The following is an 18,618-nucleotide window of genomic DNA, read 5'->3' as shown; positions in this document are numbered from 1 at the left end:
AACGCGCCATTAACCATAATTACGGCACCTTGACGGGACATGGGTGCCGATTGCCGGCACCCGGCAAGGCACCCGGACAGATGGCGGTCGACCTCTTCAACGCGACGGCTTCGGCAGGTGTCGACCCCTCGCGCCTGAAGGTCGCGAGCTCGATCAAGCAGGCGGCCGCGACCACCGGCACGAGCTTCGAATACCTGCTCACGACCGCGAAGATGGAATCCAATTTCAATCCGCGGGCCGGCGCCACGACCTCGTCGGCGCATGGACTTTATCAATTCATCGACCAGACCTGGCTCGGCACCGTCAAGGAGGCCGGAAGCCAGCTCGGCTATGGCCAGTATGCCGACGCCATCAGCAGGAATTCCGACGGCAGCTATTCGGTCAGCGATCCCTCGGCGCGCGCCGCTGTCATGAAGCTGCGCGACGATCCGGACGCGGCGTCCTCGATGGCGGCGGTGCTGACGCAGTCCAACAGCTTCAAGCTTACCGGCAAGCTCGGCCGCCGTCCGACCGATGCCGAACTCTACATGGCCCACTTCATGGGCGTCGGCGGCGCCGGCAAGCTGATCTCGAGTGCCGAGGACAGCCCGAGCGCCAATGCGGCCGCGATGTTTCCGAAGGCGGCGGCCGCCAACCAGTCGATCTTCTACGACAGGTCGGGCAGCGCGCGCAGCGTCGGTCAGGTCTATTCGGTGCTGACCACGCGGTACGCCGCGGCCGCGAACTCCAAGGACACGCGCACCGCCTTCGCGGCGGCGGGCGGCGACGCCATGTCGCCTTACGCGATCGCAAGCGCCGCGCCTACCACGGCACTGAGCATGGACACCGCGTCCTATCTCTTGACCTTCCCGGACTCCCGGTCGGCCGCGCCCGTCGCTGCGACCTCGGCTGTGGCATCGACGCAGCCGGCGCCGACCTTCCGCTCGCTCTATCAGGCCGGCGACCGCTCGGAGCCGATCTCGCCGGCGGTGCAGGAGCTGTGGGGCAATTCCGCTTCGCTGACCGCGTCGGCGACGCCGAAGGTCCGCGCGCCCGGGCGGCTTGACCTGTTCAGCGATCCGAGCGGCACCTACAGCAACGGCTAGCGCTGTCTTGCTGCGCGCGCGAAGCCGCGCGTCGTTATGGCTTTAACGAAACGTCAATAATCCCAAACGTTTATGGTGAACCCTTTGTTAAGCGTCATGGTTTATTTTTCCTTGCAGTGGCGTCGTATGTCGATGCCGTTTCGTTGCGTAAGCCGGAAGGACCATGATCGTTCGGCAGTTTATTAGTTGGATTAGGACCGCTCCAGCAGGTGAGCGAGCAGAGGCAACACGGGCGTTGGCCCGGGCCTGGCTCATCTCGGATCTCACCGAGGACGACCGCATCGCAGCCGAAGGCGCGCTGTTGATGCTGCTCGACGACCCGTCGCCGCTGGTACGGCAGGCGATGGCCGAGGTGTTCGCGCGCAGCGCGGACGCGCCTGCCGCGATCGTGCAGGCGCTGTCGGCCGACCAGCCGGCGATCGCGCTGCCGGTGCTGGAGCATTCACCGCTCCTGATCGATGCCGACCTCGTCGACATCGTCGCCACCGGCTCCGACGAGATGCAGTGCGCGATCGCGCGCCGCATCAATCTGCCGGCCTCCGTCGCCGCCGCGATTGCCGAGGTCGGCTCGGCGGCCGCCGCGCTGGAGCTGATCGAAAATCCTTACGCCGGCCTCGCGCCGTTCTCCTGGGATCGCATCGTCGAGCGCCACGGCCATCTCGCCGCCATCAGGGAATCGATGCTGCAGCTGGAAGACCTGCCGTCGGCAACGCGGCTGGCGCTGGTCGCAAAGCTCTCCGACACACTGGCGCAGTTCGTCGTCGCGCGAAACTGGCTCGGCAGCGATCGGGCCGACCGGATCGCCGGCGAGGCCAGGGAACGCTCCACGGTGAACATCGCCGCGCGCGCCTTCGGCGACGACATGCAGAACCTGATCACGCATCTGCGCGCCACCGGGCAATTGACCGCCGGGCTGATCCTGCGCGCGCTGCTGTCGGGCAATCTCGATCTGTTCGGGGCGGCGCTCGCCGAACTGTCCGGGCTGCCCTATGGCCGCGTCTCCGCACTGTTGAACGACCGCGGCGGCAACGGCCTGCAGGCGCTGCTGCGCCGTGCCGGCTTGCCGGAATCCACCTACGCCGCGTTCCGCGTCGCGCTCGAGGCCAGCCACGAGGTCGGCTATGTCGACAGCGGTGACGGCGCGGCGCGGCTGCATCGCCGCATGGTGGAGCGGGTGCTGACGCATTGCGAGACCGATCATTCGGCGGCCGAGCCGCTTCTGATCCTGCTGCGCCGCTTCGCGACGGAATCGGCCCGCGAGGACGCGCGGATGTTCTGCGAGGAGCTCGCCGCGGAAGACGCGATCGCGGTGCTGCCCTACGACGACGATCTCATCGCGGCCTGAAGGCCGCGTTTCCTTCCCATTGATGGATGCTTGAGTGGCTGCCGCAATGCGAGCAGCCGGCCGCGCAGCTATTCGCCCGGCACGATGCTCGGCGCGAGGATCGCCTCGAGGTGCTCGGGACGGTCGCGGTTGGCGTGGGTCAGGAATTCATCGGCGATGCCGCGGAGCTGCTTGCTCAGCACGCCGGCGACGACCGCGGTGTCGAGCTTGGTGCGGTTGCGCACGATCGCTTGCACGGCGTTGATGTGGTGCGCAATCAGCTGCGGCGGCACGGCGCCGAGATCCGGCGCGTGCTCGATGATGCGGCACAGGCTCTCCGCGGCTGCGGCCGCCGACGGATAGCCGAATGTCGCAGCATCACCCTTGATGTCATGCGCGGCGCGGAACAGCTCCTCGCGCGTCTTGTCGCTGAAGCCCTCGCGCAGCACGGTGGCGTGTGCGGCGGAGAGGCGGTCGGCCTCGATCGTCATCCACTCCTTGAACTCGCCCGACAGCCCGGCGAGCGCCTGTTCGGCGCGGCCGACCGGATCGTCGAGATCGCTCTCGGGGACGCGCAGCAGCATCTTGCGCAGCGGATTGGGCTGCGTGATGACGTGGTGCGTGCCGAAACTCTTGACCTCGATCGTCCCGGGTTTGTCTTTCGCCATGGCGATGTCCTAGATGGCCGAGCGCGCCTTTTCGAGCAGCGACGGTTGTTGCAGCACCTCGACCTCGCCGCTGCCGCGGCGTTCGGGGCCGATATAGGTGTTGGTGGTGTTCCGGCGGCGGTCGGGGCCGAAATAGGTCTTGGTCTTGATGAACGGGCGCGGGTTGGCGACCACGTTCATGATGCGCTGGTAGAGGCCCTTGGCCGAGATCGGCTTGGCCAAGAATTCGGTGACGCCGGCATCGCGCGCCACGGTGACACGGCGCTTCTCGGAATGCCCGGTCAGCATGATGATCGGCGCGTAGGGGTTGCCCTTGGATTCCGGCTGCCGGATCATCTGCGCAAGCTCGAGCCCGTCGAAGATCGGCATCGACCAGTCGGTGATGACGATGTCGGGCACGTAGTGCGTATACATCTCGAGCGCGGTGGCGCCGTCCTCGGCCTCATACACCTCGCGCGCGCCGAACGAATGCAGCAGCGTCCGCAGGATGCGGCGCATGTGCGGATTGTCGTCGCAAATCAAAAATCGCAGCTTGTTGAAGTCGATGCGATACATGGTCCGGCCCTGATAGGGCATACCGGGCCAATGCGGTATTACCCGACGTTAACCATATCCCGTCCGGGGTTAATGATTGGTTGCCGGGCAGGGGCAGGCGCCGTCAGTAGCCGAACTGCTCGCGCAGGATGCGTTCTTCCAGCGAGTGGCCGGGGTCGAACAGCATCCGCATCGCGATCGTCTTGTCGGACAGCACCTCGACCCGGCGGACGTCGCGGACCTCGTCATGGTCGGCGACCGCGGCGACCGGGCGCTTCTCGCCCTCGATCACCTCGATCACCACGAAGGCGGAATTCGGCAGCAGCGCGCCGCGCCAGCGCCGCGGCCGGAACGCGCTGATCGGGGTCAGCGCCAACAGCGCCGCGTTGATCGGCAGGATCGGCCCCTGGGCGGAGAGGTTGTAGGCGGTCGATCCGGCCGGCGTTGCCACCAGGATGCCGTCGGCCATCAGCTCGGGCATCCGCTCGTGCTCGTCGATCAGGATGCGCAGCTTGGCGACCTGGTAGGTCTGCCGGAACAACGCGACCTCATTGATGGCATGATGCAGATGCACGGCGCCGTGGATGTCGGTCGCGCGCATCAACAGCGGATTGATCAGCGACTCCCGCGCGGCGGCAAGCCGGGTGCGCAGATCGTGCGTCGAATATTCGTTCATCAGGAAGCCGACCGTGCCGCGGTGCATGCCGTAGATCGGCTTGCCGCTGCGCATGTTGGCGTGCAGCGTCTGCAGCATCAAACCGTCGCCGCCGAGCGCGACAACGACGTCGGCATCCGCGGGTAGATGGTTGCCGTACATTTCCGTCAGCTGCTCGAGCGCCGACTGCGCTTCCACGCTCGCGCTGGCGACGAAGGCGATCTTGTCATACCGCTTGGAGCTGGCCATTCGCTCACGAACTCGTTTGGCACGGAACACGCCGCGCTCGTCTATACATCCCGGGCGGCCTTGTCGAGATGGTCCGGGAACGGACCGCATGCCACGCCGGCGCCGCCAAACTAGCGCAGTTTGCTGCTGGATTGCGTAAATCGGGGCGCAGGGAGTGAACGATATGGCTAACAGTCTTGCGACACGGCTCGCCGCGGCGTTGCTGGTGGCCTGCCTTGCGACCGCGGCGCGAGCCGACGATGACGTCCCGCAGCCATCGCCGTCGCCGAGCGCGCAGGCCCCAGGCGGCCAGAACCCGAGCGGCCAGAATCCAGGTGGTCAGAACCCGAGCGGCCAGAAGGGGCGGGCAGGGCGCGGCGGCGAGGCCGGCCCCGGCGCTGGCACTGCTGCCAATCCGCCTGCCGCCGAGCAACACCGCCTGCCGCCGGACTCCACGACCAAGCAATCGGTCGCGCTGCCTTCCCGCACCCTGAACTTCAGCGCGACCGCGGGTTCGATCCGCGTGTTCGACGACAAGGGCGAGCCGCTCGCCGACATCGCCTATACGTCCTATCAGCTCGACGGCGCCGAGAAGGCGAACCGTCCGGTGACCTTCCTGTTCAACGGCGGTCCAGGCTCCGCGTCGGCCTGGCTGCAATTCGGCAATGTCGGGCCGTGGCGGCTGCCGTTCGACGGCGCGGTGTCCTCGGCCGCGCCCGAGCTGCAGGCCAATGCCGACACCTGGCTCGATTTCACCGATCTCGTCTTCATCGATCCGGTCGGCACCGGCTACAGCCGCTTCGTCACCACCTCGGAGGAGGCGCGCAAGCGCTTCTTCACCGTCGACGGCGACGCCAATTCGGTCGCGCTGGTGATCCGCCGCTGGCTGGAGAAATACGACCGGCTGACGTCGCCGAAATATCTCGTCGGCGAAAGCTATGGCGGCATTCGCGGGCCCAAGGTGGTGCGCAATCTGCAGATGCAGCAGGGCGTCGGCGTCCGCGGCCTGGTGCTGATCTCGCCTGTGCTCGATTTCCGCGAATATACCGGCTCCAGCCTCCTGCAATATGTCGCAAGCCTGCCGACCATGACCGCGGTCGCGCGACAGACGAAGGGGCCGGTGACGCGTGAGGATCTCGCCGACGTCGAGAGCTACGCGCGCGGCGATTTCCTGCTCGACCTCGTCAAGGGTCAGGCCGACACCGAGGCCACCACGCGGCTCGCCGACAAGGTCGCAAGCCTGACCGGGATCGATCAGGCGGTGAGCCGCAGGCTCGCCGGCCGTTTCGACATCGGCGAATTCCGCCGCGAGTTCGATCGCAAGAACGGCAAGGTGACCGGCCGCTACGACGCGTCCATCGAGGGCTTCGATCCCTATCCGGATTCCAGCTATTTCCGTTTCAACGATCCGTCCGGCGACCCGCTGATGGCGCCGTTGACCAGCGCCGCCGTCGACCTCACCACGCGCAAGCTGAACTGGCGGCCGGACGGCTCCTATCATCTGCTCAGCGAAAGCGTGAACAAGGCCTGGGAGTTCGGTCACGGCATCAATCCGGCGGAGTCGGTGACGCAGCTTCGCCAGGCGCTGGCGCTCGACCCCAACCTGAAACTCCTGGTCGGCCACGGCCTGTTCGATCTCGCCACGCCGTACTTCGCCTCGAAGATCATCCTCGATCAGTTGCCGGCCTTCGCGGGCCCGAGCCGCACCAGGCTCGCGGTCTATCCCGGCGGCCACATGTTCTACTCCCGCGACGGCTCGCGCCAGGCGTTCCGCAAGGAGGTCGAGGCGCTGATGAAGTGAGGGGGCGTGGCAGTTTGGATAAAGTCAGCTGCGCCATGCCCGCAGCCGTCGTCCCTGCGAAAGCCGGGACCCATGCGCCGCGGCTCGTGTTGTGATCGGGACTCGTCGTCCCAACGTCGCGCAACAATCAACATTTGTGGTTATGGGTCCCTGCTTTCGCAGGGACGACAGTGAGTTTGTTGGGATGCCCAGGGCAGATATTCTCGTCGTCCTGGCGAAAGCCGGGACCCATCACCACCGAATTCGGTTGTGAACGGGATCGCGGCCCCCGACGTCGCGCAACAAATTCGGTTTGGGGTAATGGGTCCTGGCTTTCGCCAGGACGACATCGATTGTGTGGCACGGCCGACATCCACATTCGTCGTCCCGGCCCAGTGCGCAATTGCGCACTGGGCCGGGACGACACTGAATTGTTGCGGCATTGGTGCCATGCACCCGAATTCTCGCGACATGATTCGCGCGAAAACGCTTAGCGCTCACGGCTCCACGGGAAGAGGGAGGCCGGGAAATCGGCCGCGTAGCGGTGACCGATCGGCGGGCGGGGCTCTTCTTGCGGAGGATTCCGGTCAGGCTCGACCACCTTCCTGTAAAGATGCCAGGTCGCATGACCAAGCACCGGCAGAACGACGCAGAGACCAACGAAGAATGGCAGCGAGCCCACGGCCAGCAATACCGCAACGATCAATCCCCACGCGGCCATCTCAATTGGATTCATCATCACGGCCCGTATCGAGGTGCGGATCGCATCGATCGCGGTCGCATGACGGTCGAGCATCAGTGGAAAGGAGACGACGCTGACGCACAGGGCAACCAGGGCGAAAAGGAAGCCGACGCCGCATCCGACGATGATGAGCGACCAGCCTTCGGGCGTCGTCAACACGCGCTTTGCGAAATCAGGGATGCTCGCAGCCGGCGCATAGCCGAACGTCATGATGTAGATCGCGTCCGCGGTGGCGATCCAGACCCCGAACAGAACGAGCAGGAGAACGCCAAGTTCGAACATGGCGCCGAACGACGGCGCGCGCAGCACTTGCATCGCGTCCCAGGCTCCTGGCTCCTCTCCGCGTTCGCGTCGTCGGCTCAGTTCGTAGAGGCCGAGTCCGGCGAAAGGACCGATCAGGGCGAAGCCGGCGGCGAGCGGAAACAGCAGCGGCAGCACCGAATAGCCAAGCACAAGTCTGAACAAGACAAGTCCGAGGACGGGATACATCACGCACAGGACGATTGCGTGGGTCGGGATGGCCTTGAAGTCTTCCCAGCCGAGGCGAAGCGCGTCGCCCAGGTCGGAAAGGCTGATCTTGCGAACGACGAAGGCGGTAGAGACGCCAAACAATTGCAGCTTGGGTCGTGCGAACACCGTGGTCATGGCTCCGGTCTCCTTGCTTGTGGCCGCAGGGGAACGGAGCGCCATCAATACACGCACATCCGCCTCATGCGCGAAAATCGCGACTGAGTCCGGCAAATCAGATTCAACCAGAAGGAGCTTGCCGGACGACATCTGTCGCAACCGGTCCAGTAAAACTAGTCCGATGCGCGGCAGAAGCAAGGTGACGAATGCGGTCGGGAGAATTGTGCAGATGCACAAACGAGATCTTGCGATGCACCATGCGATAGGGGAGGACCGATCAGTGTTCGCGGCATCCAATGCATTCCCGCCAACACGTGCCCGACAGCGGCGGGCATTACTCCTCTATTGACGTCTGGCTCGATGGGTACCATGTTGATGCTTGACGCCCCCAGCTCCGATGAGGTTGCGGCCGTGACGTTGAGTTTTTGTCATGTCCCAGCATCGCGACCGGCAGAATGGGCGAGGCAAAAGCCACGGTGATGGTGAACGTGAGACCATCCCTCTGACGTGAGCTCCGCCCTTTCGTTCGTCTCCGCAGCCTTCAATGGCAAGGAGGAATGAGGGATGGTTGTAGCGATCTTACTGCTCCTGGTTGCCGTCGCCTCGGTGCTGTTCCACCTCTACAGCCCCTGGTGGTGGACCCCGATTGCCTCGAACTGGAGCTATATCGACCACACGATCAACCTGACATTCTGGATCACCGGAGCGGTGTTCTGCGCGGTGATCGCGTTCATGGCCTATTGCGTCCTGCGCTTTCACCACACCGAGGGACGGCGCGCCCACTACAATCCCGAGAACAAGAAGCTCGAATGGTGGCTCAGCATCGGCACCGCGATCGGCGTCGTCGCCATGCTGGCGCCGGGCCTCATCGTCTGGCACCAGTTCGTCACCGTTCCCGCCGACGCGACCGACGTCGAGGTCGTTGGACAACAGTGGATGTGGAGTTATCGGCTTCCGGGAAAGGACGGCCGGCTCGGCACGTCGGATGCGCGCCTGATCAGCTCCGACAATCCACTCGGGTTGAATCCCAATGATCCGAACGGGCAGGACGACATCGTCGTGCAAAACGAGGATCTGCATCTGCCGGTCGGGAAGCCGGTGAAGGTGCTGCTCCGCTCGATCGACGTCCTGCATGATTTCTACGTGCCCGAGTTCCGGGCGAAGATGGATATGATCCCTGGCTCGGTGACCTACTACTGGCTCACGCCGACCCGGACCGGAACCTTCGACGTCCTCTGCGCGGAGCTTTGCGGTGCCGCGCACGCACAGATGCGCAGCAAGGTCGTCGTGGAAGAAGAGAAGGAATATCACGCGTGGCTGGACAAGCAGCACACGTTCGCCGCCTTGTCCGGCCAGCGCAACGTCGCGAAGGCCGCGTACAAGGCTGGCAGCGAATGAACATGCCGACGAGGATCGGCCGGATGTTCGGCCGGATATGAAGTGAACTCGTCGCTGAGCGGAAGACCAAGGAGGGTGTTCCGATGGTCGATATCCCGTTTGATCAGGTCGCAGGCATTCCGCCCGCCGAAGTCGCTGAGGTCGAGCTCTATCATCCGCACAGCTGGTGGACGCGGTACGTCTTTTCGCAGGACGCCAAGGTGATCGCCGTCCAGTATTCGATCACGGCGATGTCGATCGGAATGGTTGCGCTGGTGCTGTCGTGGATGATGCGGCTGCAACTGGGATTTCCCGGCACATTCTCCTTTATCGATGCCAATCAGTACCTTCAGTTCATCACCATGCACGGCATGATCATGGTGATCTACCTGCTCACGGCATTGTTCCTTGGCGGCTTCGGCAACTACCTCATCCCGCTGATGGTTGGCGCGCGAGACATGGTGTTCCCCTACGTGAACATGCTGAGCTATTGGGTCTACCTGCTCGCCGTACTGGTGCTGGCCGCGACGTTCTTCGTGCCGGGCGGACCGACCGGCGCCGGCTGGACGCTTTATCCACCCCAGGCGATTCTCTCCGGTACCCCCGGGCAGGACTGGGGCATCGTTCTCATGCTGGCTTCGCTGATCCTGTTCATCATCGGCTTCACGATGGGCGGGCTCAATTACGTGGTAACAGTATTGCAAGCCCGCACACGCGGCATGACCTTGATGCGCATGCCCTTGACGGTGTGGGGCATCTTCACCGCCACCGTGATGGCGCTGCTGGCGTTCCCGGCGCTGTTCGTGGCCTCGGTGATGCTGCTGCTGGACCGCCTCCTTGGAACCAGCTTCTTCATGCCGACACTGGTCGAGATGGGCCAGCTGACCAAGTACGGCGGCGGCAGCCCGATCCTGTTCCAGCATTTGTTCTGGTTCTTCGGCCATCCCGAGGTTTACATCGTCGCGCTGCCGGCGTTCGGCATCATCTCGGATCTGATCAGTACGCACGCGCGCAAGAACATCTTCGGCTATCGCATGATGGTCTGGGCGATCGTGGCGATCGGGGCGCTGAGCTTCGTCGTGTGGGCGCACCACATGTACGTCAGCGGCATGCACCCGTATTTCGGGTTCTTCTTCGCCACCACGACGCTCATCATCGCGATTCCGACGGCGATCAAGGTCTACAACTGGGTGCTGACCCTTTGGCGCGGCGACATCCATCTCACGGTGCCGATGCTGTTTGCGCTCGGCTTCATCGTCACCTTCGTCAATGGCGGCCTGACCGGGCTGTTCCTCGGCAACGTTGTCGTCGACGTTCCGCTGTCCGATACGATGTTCGTCGTCGCGCACTTCCACATGGTGATGGGGATTGCGCCGATCATGGCCGTGTTCGGCGGGATCTATCACTGGTATCCGAAGGTCACCGGGCGGATGCTCAATGACGCGCTCGGACGCTTCCACTTCTGGGTGACGTTCATCGGGGCCTATGCGGTGTTCTTCCCGATGCACTATCTCGGCCTGCTCGGGATGCCGCGCCGCTATCACGACATCGGCGAGACCACCTTCGTCCCGGCATCCGCCCATGACCTCAATGCGTTCATGAGCGTGGCGGCGCTGATTGTCGGCTTCGCTCAGCTCGTCTTCCTGTTCAATCTGGTCTGGAGCCTGTTCAAAGGAAAAGAGGCGGGCGGCAATCCCTGGGGTGCCACCTCGCTGGAATGGCAGACGCCGGAGACCCCGCCGGGCCACGGCAACTGGGGCAAGGAGCTCCCCGTCGTCTATCGCTGGGCCTATGATTACAGCGTGCCCGGTGCCGCGAGGGACTTCATCCCGCAGAATGAACCGCCGGCCAAGGTGCTGGCCCAGGGAGCCCATCCGTGAGTGCCGTCGTCCTGTTCATTGCTACGATTGCAGCGATCGCGGGATGGTGGCTCTCGCAGCAACGGCTGGCCGCCAAGCCGTGGCTGGAGCAGGGCATTGCCGTCGATCTTCGCGGCGAGCGCGGCTCTTCGGTGCCGGCGGCGAAAATCGGCCTCGGTGTTTTTCTCGCGGTGGTCGGCTCGCTGTTCGCGCTCCTGATCAGCGCCTACTCGATGCGCACCACCATGGTGGACTGGCGCGAGCTGCCGCTGCCGAGGCTGGTGTGGTTCAACACCGGCGTCCTCGTCATCAGCAGCGTGGCGCTGCAATGGGCGCTGACGGCCGCTCGCCACGACGACCATGAGGGCCTGATCGCGGGCCTGTTGGTCGGCGGTGCATCGGCCGTGATGTTCCTGATCGGGCAGCTCGTGGTGTGGCAGCAGCTCAACATCGCCGGCTATGTCATGGCGTCGAATCCGGCCAATTCCTTCTTCTATCTGATCACAGCGCTCCACGGACTGCACGTGACCGGCGGCCTGGTGGCGCTCGGCAGGGCGACCGTAAAACTGTGGCGCGGCGCGCCGATGACGCAGATGCGCCTGAGCGTCGAGCTTTGTACCATCTACTGGCATTTCCTGTTGCTGGTGTGGCTGGTCCTGCTCGGTCTGCTGACGGGCTGGACCGACAATTTCGTCGACATCTGTCGCCAGTTGCTCACCTAGCGAGGCAGGAAGCGATGACCGAAACCACGCTCGCAACTCCCAAGGCGCTGCCCGGAACGATACCCGGATTGCGAGGCATCGCCGCCGATTGGGCCTCCGACCAGCGCGCGTTCAAGAACGTGTCCTGGGGGAAGGCCATGATGTGGATCTTCCTTCTGAGCGACACCTTCATCTTCAGCTGCTTCCTGCTGTCGTACATGACGGCGCGAATGTCGACGACCGTGCCGTGGCCCAATCCCAGCGAGGTCTTCGCACTCAATATCGGCGGCCAGCACATCCCGCTCATCCTGATCGCGATCATGACCTTCATCCTGATCAGCAGCAGCGGGACGATGGCGATGGCCGTCAACTTCGGCTACCGCCGGGATCGCGTCAAAACGGCCGCCTTGATGCTGGCCACCGCGGCATTCGGCGCGACGTTCGTCGGAATGCAGGCCTTCGAATGGACGAAGCTGATCATGGAGGGCGTGCGGCCCTGGGGCAACCCGTGGGGCGCACCGCAATTCGGCGCTTGCTTCTTCATGATCACCGGCTTCCACGGCACCCACGTGACCATCGGTGTGATCTTCCTGATCGCTATCGCGCGAAAGGTCTTGCGGGGAGACTTCGACGTCGAGCGGCGCGGCTTTTTCACGAGCCGCAAGGGCTACTACGAGATCGTCGAAATCATGGGCCTGTACTGGCATTTCGTCGATCTGGTCTGGGTGTTCATCTTTGCCTTCTTTTATCTCTGGTGAGGTCGCGCATGACAGAAGCAGCGGTACATGTGGAAGGGCAGGCAGCACAGCATGCGCTACACAGCTATAGGCATGGTGCGGTGGCATCGGGCGCCGCGCATGCGGAGGGCCAGCAGCACCCGATCAAGCTCTATCTCGTGGTCTGGGGATGGCTGTTCGTGCTCAGCACCTGCTCCTATCTCGTCGACTATTTTGGTATCCACGGCCACCTGCGATGGTCGTTGATCCTGCTGTTCATGGTGCTCAAGGCCGGGCTGATCGTCGCTGTGTTCATGCACATGGCCTGGGAGCGGTTGGCGTTGGCCTACGCCATCCTGTTGCCGCCGGTGCTGGTGTTGGTTTTTGTCGGGATCATGATGTTCGAATCCGACTATACGCACCTGCTTCGGGTCATGTTCTTCGCGTCAGCAAGCTAAGAACGGGACGGCCATGACCCCGTGGGTCATGCCGGACAAGGCAAGGCGTCATGAAGGCGGAGGACTCGCCACATCGTCCGGAACCCTGCGAAGCAGGCCTTCCACCGATGGCTTTTTCGAACTGACGAGGAATTAATCTCGTGCAAATCAATCGTTCAATTCGCCGGAGCTATGCCAACATCGGAGACTACGTCGCACTGACGAAACCGCGCGTGATGTCGCTGGTCGTCTTTACCGCACTGGTCGGTCTCATGGTCGCACCCGGCGGCATCGATCCCTTCACCGGGTTCGCTGCTCTTCTTTGCATAGCCGCGGGAGCTGGCGCCGCAGGTGCGCTCAATATGTGGTACGACGCCGACATCGATGCGGTGATGGCGCGTACCGCCATCCGTCCAATTCCCAGCGGCCGCGTATCGCGCCCGGAAGCATTGGTCTTCGGATTGATGCTCGGCACGTGCGCCGTCCTGGCCCTCGGCACCTTGCTGAACATGGCCGCCGCTGCGCTGCTTGCTTTCACAATCTTCTTCTACGTCGTCGTCTACACGATGTGGCTCAAACGCCGAACGCCGCAGAATATCGTCATTGGCGGTGCCGCCGGTGCGCTTCCGCCGGTGATTGGCTGGGTTGCGGTCACGGGACATGTCGGGCTCGAGCCGCTCATCCTGTTTCTGATCATCTTCCTTTGGACGCCACCCCACTTCTGGGCACTGTCGCTCAATCTTGCTGGAGAATATGCCCGTGCCGGTGTGCCGATGTTGCCGGTCGTGGCTGGCAGGACCGAAACAAAGCGCCAGATTCTTCTGTATTGCGCGCTCTTGGTTCCGATCTCACTGCTGCCTTGTGCGCTGGGGTTCGCGGGAGCCGCCTACGGCGCGGCCGCGGCGACGCTGGGAGCGATCATGATTTTTCTCGCATGGCAGTTGCGCCGGAGCGACGACAAGGAAAGGCGGCCTGCTCGTCGCTTGTTCGTGTTTTCGATGCTCTATCTGGTCCTGCTTTTCGGGGGGCTGCTGATGAATGCTGCTCCCTACGCTCAGTCCCACTGACTGAACGCATTCGAATCGACAGCCCGCAGGACAATATTCGGAAAAAGCGAGTATTGTTGCCGAGCGGGCCTGCGCCGTTGGGCAACTCAGTGATTGAATTTCGCGAAGCACCCGCCAGGGACGCCCCTAGCGCTCGTCCCGCATATATGGACTTCGCTGGGAGACCAGTCTCAAGTCTTGATCTGCCGACATCGTCTGGAGCCCGTGCATATGTGGCCCGCTCGCCGGGTTGCCCAATAGGATCCAGGCGATAGCGCCCGTGGCCAGCATTCCGCCGCAAATAACCAAAAGGTCCCGCCTCATCGCGCGTCCTCCGCATGCGGTCATTTCCAAGCATAAATCAGGCCAATCCATTCGGGCACGGAGAGGTGCGGCGCACAGGATAGCGTTGGACAAGCAGGACAGGCTCGCCCTAAGCTTAGCCCATTGCAGCAACCAGGCGCGGTTCAAGAATGGACTGGTCCTACTATCTCGGGGGCACTGCTATTGTCCTGCTCCTTCTTGCCTATCGGCTGCATGGCGGGCTGTTTAGGAAGAATTCACTGCGGGACGAGAAGCTAAATCGACTGATTGATGAACGCATCGGACGCTTGGACCTGAAGCGCCGCAACGATTGAACCGCCCTGAGGCGGCACCTCGAGGCCAACGCAACGCCACTCTCCGGAATCACCCTTACGGCGACGGCAGAGCTACCTTGGTCTCCCGAGATGACCATCTCGGCAGATGATACTTTTTTGTGGTTTGAAAAGAGATATTTGAGCAATCGTATGAAAGTCTGGGTCTATACCGACACAAGCAAGCCCGTTGGCGAGCCGGAGCATCTGAAGATTTTCGCGACCAATGACGCCGCGCAGTCGTGGTTCAAGCGAAACGTACCGGAGGGCGTCGCATTTGCTTACGAGATTATTCTGGGGCCACGTTACTTGGCCAAGACGCTCCTCGTGCTGTCCGTGCTGCTTCTTGGCATCGCCGATCTCTACACCACCAACACGATCCTGAATCTCGGCCTCGGCGAGTTGAACCCGTTCATGCATGTCGCTCAGACATGGCTCGGCCCCTGGTGGCTGATCCCGAAGCTCGGTTTGACCTATTTCATGATGTGGCTGCTTTGGCGCAGCAACAACCCTTACAATATCGCGATCGTGGCGGCGTTTTGCTGCACGCCCGTACTCAATAATCTTCTCATCATAGCAAGCACGAAGTAGGGCGCGTCATAGCCGGCACGAGGTCGCCGCGAGTGCGGCGGGTAGGCTTGACCGGTGGCTTACATTTTCCTCACCTGCAGCTTATTCTGCGATTTCCGGCCAGCCCAAGGCGCCACCCAGTTGTCGGGGTGCTCTCATCCAGGGGGATTCGCATCTTGCGCTATCTCTTCGAGGATTTCGCGTTCGACCTTGACCGGCGCGAGTTGTATCGCGGGGCGGACGTCGTCCGCATCGCACCGCAGGTGTTCGATCTGCTCGATTATCTGATCCGCAACAGGGAGCGCGTCGTCAGCAAGGACGACCTCATCAATGCCGTTTGGAACGGGCGCAGCGTTTCGGATGCGGCACTGACGACCCGGCTGAATGTCGCCCGAAGCGCAATCGGCGATTCCGGGGAGGAGCAGCGGCTGATCAAGACGTTGCCACGCAAGGGATTCCGTTTCGTCGGACAGGTGCAGGAGGCGCGAGAGGTTGCAGGTCCGGATCCGGGCGATGCGCCCGAGAGCGCCCCTGCGGTACCCGACAAGCCCTCCATCGCCGTGCTGCCGTTCGCGAACATGTCTGGCGATCCCGAGCAGGAGTACTTCGCGGACGGGATGGTTGAGGAGATCACGACCGCGCTCTCGCGGTTCAAATGGTTGTTCGTGATCGCGCGCAATTCGAGCTTCACCTTCAAGGGCAAGGCCGTCGACATCAAGGAAGTCGGGCGCCGGCTTGGCGTGCGCTATGTCCTTCAGGGCGCGGTGCGCAACGCGTCGGGGAAGGTCCGCATCACCGGCCAGTTGATTGAAGCGGCTACGGGCGCACACATCTGGGCGGACAAGTTCGAGCGCGACATGACGGATATTTTCGCGTTGCAGGACGAAGTCACGGCCGCCGTTGTCTCAGCCATTCAGCCAAAGTTGTTTCAAGCAGAAATTGCAATGACAACGCGGCGGCGACCGGAAGACCTCACCGCATATGATTTCTATCTGCGAGCCATACAGCAGGTGCGGCCAGCGACCCGCGAAGGGTTGGCCGAGGCGGTCCGACTGGTCCAGCGGGCCTTGGAGCTTGACCCTGGGTTTGCCGAGGCCGCTGTCCTGGCAGGTGCCTCTCACACGGAAAACGTGGTTAGGGGTTATGCTATCGATCCTCAATTCGACCGATGCGCTTGGCATTGAGCCTCGACGATGGTGATCCCAGCACGTTGGCAAGTGCTGCCTTGACCTCGGCACTTTTGGTCGGCGATCGTGAGACTGAGATCGAGATGTCCGACCAGGCGGTTAAGCTCAACCCGAATTCATATCGCGCGTGGAACTGCAGAGGCTGGGTCTACAAGATTGCGGGGCAGCCAGAGGAAGCGATCCGGAGTTTTGAACGTGCCATGCGCATGAGCCCGGTAGACCCGCAACTATACACAGCGTTTACCGGGATGGGATTTGCCCTTATCGAGCTTCGTCGCTTTGACGAGGCCATCATTGCAGGGAAGAAAGCCCTCCGTCAGAACCCTTCCTATCCAGGACCATACCGCTGCCTCGCATCCGCTTTCGCCCATCTCGGACGGGACGCTGAAGCCCGTGAGGCGGCGGCTCGCATGCTTGAGATCGATCCTGCGTTCACGATATCGGCGTGGATCGCCCGGAGCCAGCTATCGAAAACGGCGAAGCTGATGATCGAGGGTTTTCGGAAAGCGGGATTGACCGAGTGAGCCGTGCTCGTCTGCATCGACAGGCTGATCTATAGGGCGCGCATTCGCGAGAGCCGAATGTTCGTGACCCAACCAGTGGTGCCTCCGCCAGGGCAGGCGCGAGACATCACTGGCGCAACATCGGCTCGCCCGCTGCGGCGATTACCGGCAGTAGTCCCAGAACCCCTGCGTCCGGGACGGATCGGTATAGTACCAGCACATGCCGGGTGCCGGCGCGGCACCGGCCCACGCCGCAGCCGTTGCCGCCGACACGACCCCGATGGCAGCGCCGGCCGCGATTGCGCCGCCCCTTGGCCAGTAATACCGGCCCGGACGCGCCCATCCGCCACCTCCTACCACCGTTCGGCCGCGAACCGCGACGTTGCCGCGCGGCCCGACGACGGCGGTGCGGCCGCGATAGGCGCCACCGCGCGGCCCAACGGCCGCGCCGCCACGGTGAACGACGGCACCTCCGCGGGGACCGACCGCTGCGCCGCCACGGCGGCCGGCCGCGCGGACTGCAACGACGTCGGATGATTGCGCGACGTGATTACCGATCGGCATCGCGCCGAGCAGCGTTGCGGACGCCGATTCAAGCGGTATCGCCGCAACGATCGAGGCGATGAGGATGGACGCTGCAAGCATCGTAGTACGCTTCAAGTCAAGCATCAGTGTATCTCCTGCTAAATTCGGCTACGTCCACCGATCGATCCGGTGGGCGCGGCACTGTCCTCCGTCGATCAGCCCGCTGCTGCACTCGATGCCGTCCGAGTTCGAAAAGACGAGACTGCCCGAGAGATGACCGCTGGACATCTGGGGCGCGTCAAGGCGCGCGCCGCGAACGGCGTCGCTTGGATCTTCAATTCTCGAGCTGGGAAGGCGCGTCCAAACCTCGGCAGGCAGCATGTCGCGCCTCACTTGAACGGAAGCCGCCCGGCATCGGCGCGACGGCCTCATTGCACATTCTCATCCTACGCGCTCCGTCGCGATGTCACAACCTTGGCCAGTCGCGTTGAGCGGTTTGGCCGCGGCGATCTGTCTCACCCGTACGTCTCCACGATGAAGTCGATCAGCGCGCGCAGCTTCGGTGTCATCTTGCGGTGCTTCGGCCACAGGATCTGGCGTGCGCGGGTCTGCGTCGTGTAGTTTGGCAGCAGGACCTGCAGCCGCCCCGCGGCGATATCGTCGGCCAGCAGCTCGTCGCGCATCAGCACGATGCCGGCGCCCGCCAGCGCCGCATAGCGGATGCCGAACGCGCTGTTGATGAAGAGGCGGCTCGCGACATCGACATGCACTTCGCCCTCCGGCCCCGAGAATGTCCATCGCTGCCCGTCCGACCAGCCCGGGTAGCGCAGGCATTCATGGCGGGCGAGATCTGCCGGATGGGTCGGCGTGCCGCGTTCGGCGAGATAGCTCGGCGCTGCGCAAACCACGCCGGTATAGGGCGACAGCGAGCGCGACATCATGGTGGAGTCGGTCAGCGTGCCGACCCGGATCGCTGCATCCAGCCCTTCCTCGAGCAGATCGACCATCCTGTCGCTGAGGATGAGGTCGACCGAGACTTCCGGATATTTCTTCATGAAGCGGACCAGCGCGGGCGCCAGGCTGTACGACCCGAAGGCAACCGAGGTCGCGACGCGGAGCTTGCCGCGCGGCGCGCTCAGGGCCTCCTCGACCAGCGCGTCGCCGGCCTCGGCCTGCTCCAGCAATTGCTTGCAGTGATCGAGATAGCTGCGGCCGAGTTCGGTGAGGCCCTGCCGCCGGGTGGACCGGTTGATCAATTGCGAGCCAAGCCGGTCCTCGAGAAAACGGATATGCTTGCCGATCATGGTCGGCGACATCCGCAACTCCTTGGCGGCCGCGGTGAAGGAGCCGAGATCGGCGACGCGGGCGAACACGGACATGCTGGTCAGTCGGTCCATGATTATAAACCAATGGTTATTT

At 63.3% G+C, this 18,618-nt stretch carries 19 protein-coding genes; 13 read left to right on the top strand and 6 right to left on the bottom strand.

All coding sequences use genetic code 11. The features are described 5' to 3' along the window. Nucleotides 1-80: 80 nt before the first annotated feature. Nucleotides 81-1,085 carry a transglycosylase SLT domain-containing protein gene (locus QA639_RS26820; RefSeq protein ID WP_283087684.1) on the top strand — a complete coding sequence of 335 codons (1,005 nt, stop codon included), beginning with the start codon at nt 81-83 and terminating at the stop codon, nt 1,083-1,085. Nucleotides 1,086-1,248: 163 nt separating this feature from the next. Beyond that, nucleotides 1,249-2,430, top strand: coding sequence for a DUF2336 domain-containing protein (locus tag QA639_RS26815; protein ID WP_157346299.1), 1,182 nt, complete (start codon nt 1,249-1,251; stop codon nt 2,428-2,430). Nucleotides 2,431-2,498: 68 nt separating this feature from the next. Here the strand turns inward: QA639_RS26815 and QA639_RS26810 are convergent, their stop codons facing one another. From QA639_RS26810 to QA639_RS26800, 3 genes are all read right to left on the bottom strand, one after another. Then, nucleotides 2,499-3,077: an Hpt domain-containing protein gene (locus QA639_RS26810; RefSeq protein ID WP_050384756.1), complete on the bottom strand. Its 579-nt coding sequence runs from the start codon at nt 3,075-3,077 to the stop codon at nt 2,499-2,501. Between the two features lie 9 nt (nt 3,078-3,086). Then, a complete protein-coding gene (locus QA639_RS26805; RefSeq protein ID WP_028336173.1) occupies nt 3,087-3,632 on the bottom strand; it encodes a response regulator in 546 nt (181 codons plus the stop codon). 103 nt (nt 3,633-3,735) lie between these two features. Then, complete coding sequence (locus QA639_RS26800; protein WP_028336174.1) at nt 3,736-4,515, bottom strand: NAD kinase; 780 nt, start codon at nt 4,513-4,515, stop codon at nt 3,736-3,738. A 163-nt stretch (nt 4,516-4,678) separates the two neighbouring features. Here QA639_RS26800 and QA639_RS26795 point away from each other — a divergent pair, with 163 nt between their 5' ends. Further along, nucleotides 4,679-6,295 (top strand): S10 family peptidase, encoded by a 1,617-nt coding sequence (locus QA639_RS26795; protein ID WP_283087683.1) that lies wholly within the window; start codon nt 4,679-4,681, stop codon nt 6,293-6,295. 469 nt (nt 6,296-6,764) lie between these two features. Here QA639_RS26795 and QA639_RS26790 read toward each other — a convergent pair whose 3' ends face one another. Beyond that, on the bottom strand, nt 6,765-7,661 hold the full coding sequence (locus tag QA639_RS26790; protein WP_028342674.1) for a DUF2189 domain-containing protein: 897 nt from the start codon (nt 7,659-7,661) through the stop codon (nt 6,765-6,767). A gap of 546 nt (nt 7,662-8,207) precedes the next feature. Between QA639_RS26790 and coxB the strand changes: the two genes are divergently transcribed. The 10 genes from coxB to QA639_RS26740 all read left to right on the top strand — a co-directional run bounded on the left by coxB (nt 8,208) and on the right by QA639_RS26740 (nt 16,695). Further along, nucleotides 8,208-9,041, top strand: coding sequence for a cytochrome c oxidase subunit II (gene coxB / locus QA639_RS26785; protein ID WP_283087682.1), 834 nt, complete (start codon nt 8,208-8,210; stop codon nt 9,039-9,041). Between the two features lie 83 nt (nt 9,042-9,124). Continuing rightward, complete coding sequence (ctaD, locus tag QA639_RS26780; RefSeq protein WP_028335337.1) at nt 9,125-10,900, top strand: cytochrome c oxidase subunit I; 1,776 nt, start codon at nt 9,125-9,127, stop codon at nt 10,898-10,900. Beyond that, the gene (locus QA639_RS26775) at nt 10,897-11,601 is read left to right on the top strand and encodes a cytochrome c oxidase subunit 3 (protein ID WP_283087681.1); all 705 of its coding nucleotides are present in this window, start codon (nt 10,897-10,899) and stop codon (nt 11,599-11,601) included. The genes ctaD and QA639_RS26775 overlap by 4 nt, the downstream gene beginning before the upstream one ends. Before the next feature lie 14 nt (nt 11,602-11,615). Then, nucleotides 11,616-12,338 (top strand): heme-copper oxidase subunit III family protein, encoded by a 723-nt coding sequence (locus tag QA639_RS26770; RefSeq protein WP_028335339.1) that lies wholly within the window; start codon nt 11,616-11,618, stop codon nt 12,336-12,338. A gap of 8 nt (nt 12,339-12,346) precedes the next feature. Continuing rightward, entirely contained in the window at nt 12,347-12,754 is a 408-nt protein-coding gene (locus QA639_RS26765) for a cytochrome C oxidase subunit IV family protein (RefSeq protein ID WP_283087680.1), read from the top strand. A gap of 140 nt (nt 12,755-12,894) precedes the next feature. Then, the gene (locus QA639_RS26760; protein ID WP_283087679.1) at nt 12,895-13,800 is read left to right on the top strand and encodes a heme o synthase; all 906 of its coding nucleotides are present in this window, start codon (nt 12,895-12,897) and stop codon (nt 13,798-13,800) included. A 452-nt stretch (nt 13,801-14,252) separates the two neighbouring features. Then, nucleotides 14,253-14,417 (top strand): hypothetical protein, encoded by a 165-nt coding sequence (locus tag QA639_RS26755; protein WP_167350399.1) that lies wholly within the window; start codon nt 14,253-14,255, stop codon nt 14,415-14,417. 150 nt (nt 14,418-14,567) lie between these two features. Then, nucleotides 14,568-15,005 (top strand): DUF5658 family protein, encoded by a 438-nt coding sequence (locus QA639_RS26750; RefSeq protein ID WP_028335342.1) that lies wholly within the window; start codon nt 14,568-14,570, stop codon nt 15,003-15,005. A gap of 155 nt (nt 15,006-15,160) precedes the next feature. Then, nucleotides 15,161-16,168, top strand: coding sequence for a winged helix-turn-helix domain-containing protein (locus QA639_RS26745; RefSeq protein WP_283087678.1), 1,008 nt, complete (start codon nt 15,161-15,163; stop codon nt 16,166-16,168). Continuing rightward, nucleotides 16,165-16,695 (top strand): tetratricopeptide repeat protein, encoded by a 531-nt coding sequence (locus QA639_RS26740; protein ID WP_283087677.1) that lies wholly within the window; start codon nt 16,165-16,167, stop codon nt 16,693-16,695. Before QA639_RS26745 ends, QA639_RS26740 begins: the two co-directional genes overlap by 4 nt. A 141-nt stretch (nt 16,696-16,836) precedes the next feature. Here QA639_RS26740 and QA639_RS26735 read toward each other — a convergent pair whose 3' ends face one another. Beyond that, complete coding sequence (locus QA639_RS26735) at nt 16,837-17,343, bottom strand: hypothetical protein (RefSeq protein WP_283087676.1); 507 nt, start codon at nt 17,341-17,343, stop codon at nt 16,837-16,839. 371 nt (nt 17,344-17,714) lie between these two features. Next, complete coding sequence (locus tag QA639_RS26730) at nt 17,715-18,596, bottom strand: LysR substrate-binding domain-containing protein (protein ID WP_028335346.1); 882 nt, start codon at nt 18,594-18,596, stop codon at nt 17,715-17,717. Nucleotides 18,597-18,618 lie beyond the last annotated feature (22 nt).

It is taken from the genome of Bradyrhizobium pachyrhizi, assembly GCF_029714545.1.
Lineage (GTDB): Bacteria > Pseudomonadota > Alphaproteobacteria > Rhizobiales > Xanthobacteraceae > Bradyrhizobium > Bradyrhizobium pachyrhizi.
The sequence above is the reverse complement of the archived record's forward strand: the minus strand, read 5'-3'. Positions and strand labels throughout refer to the sequence as shown.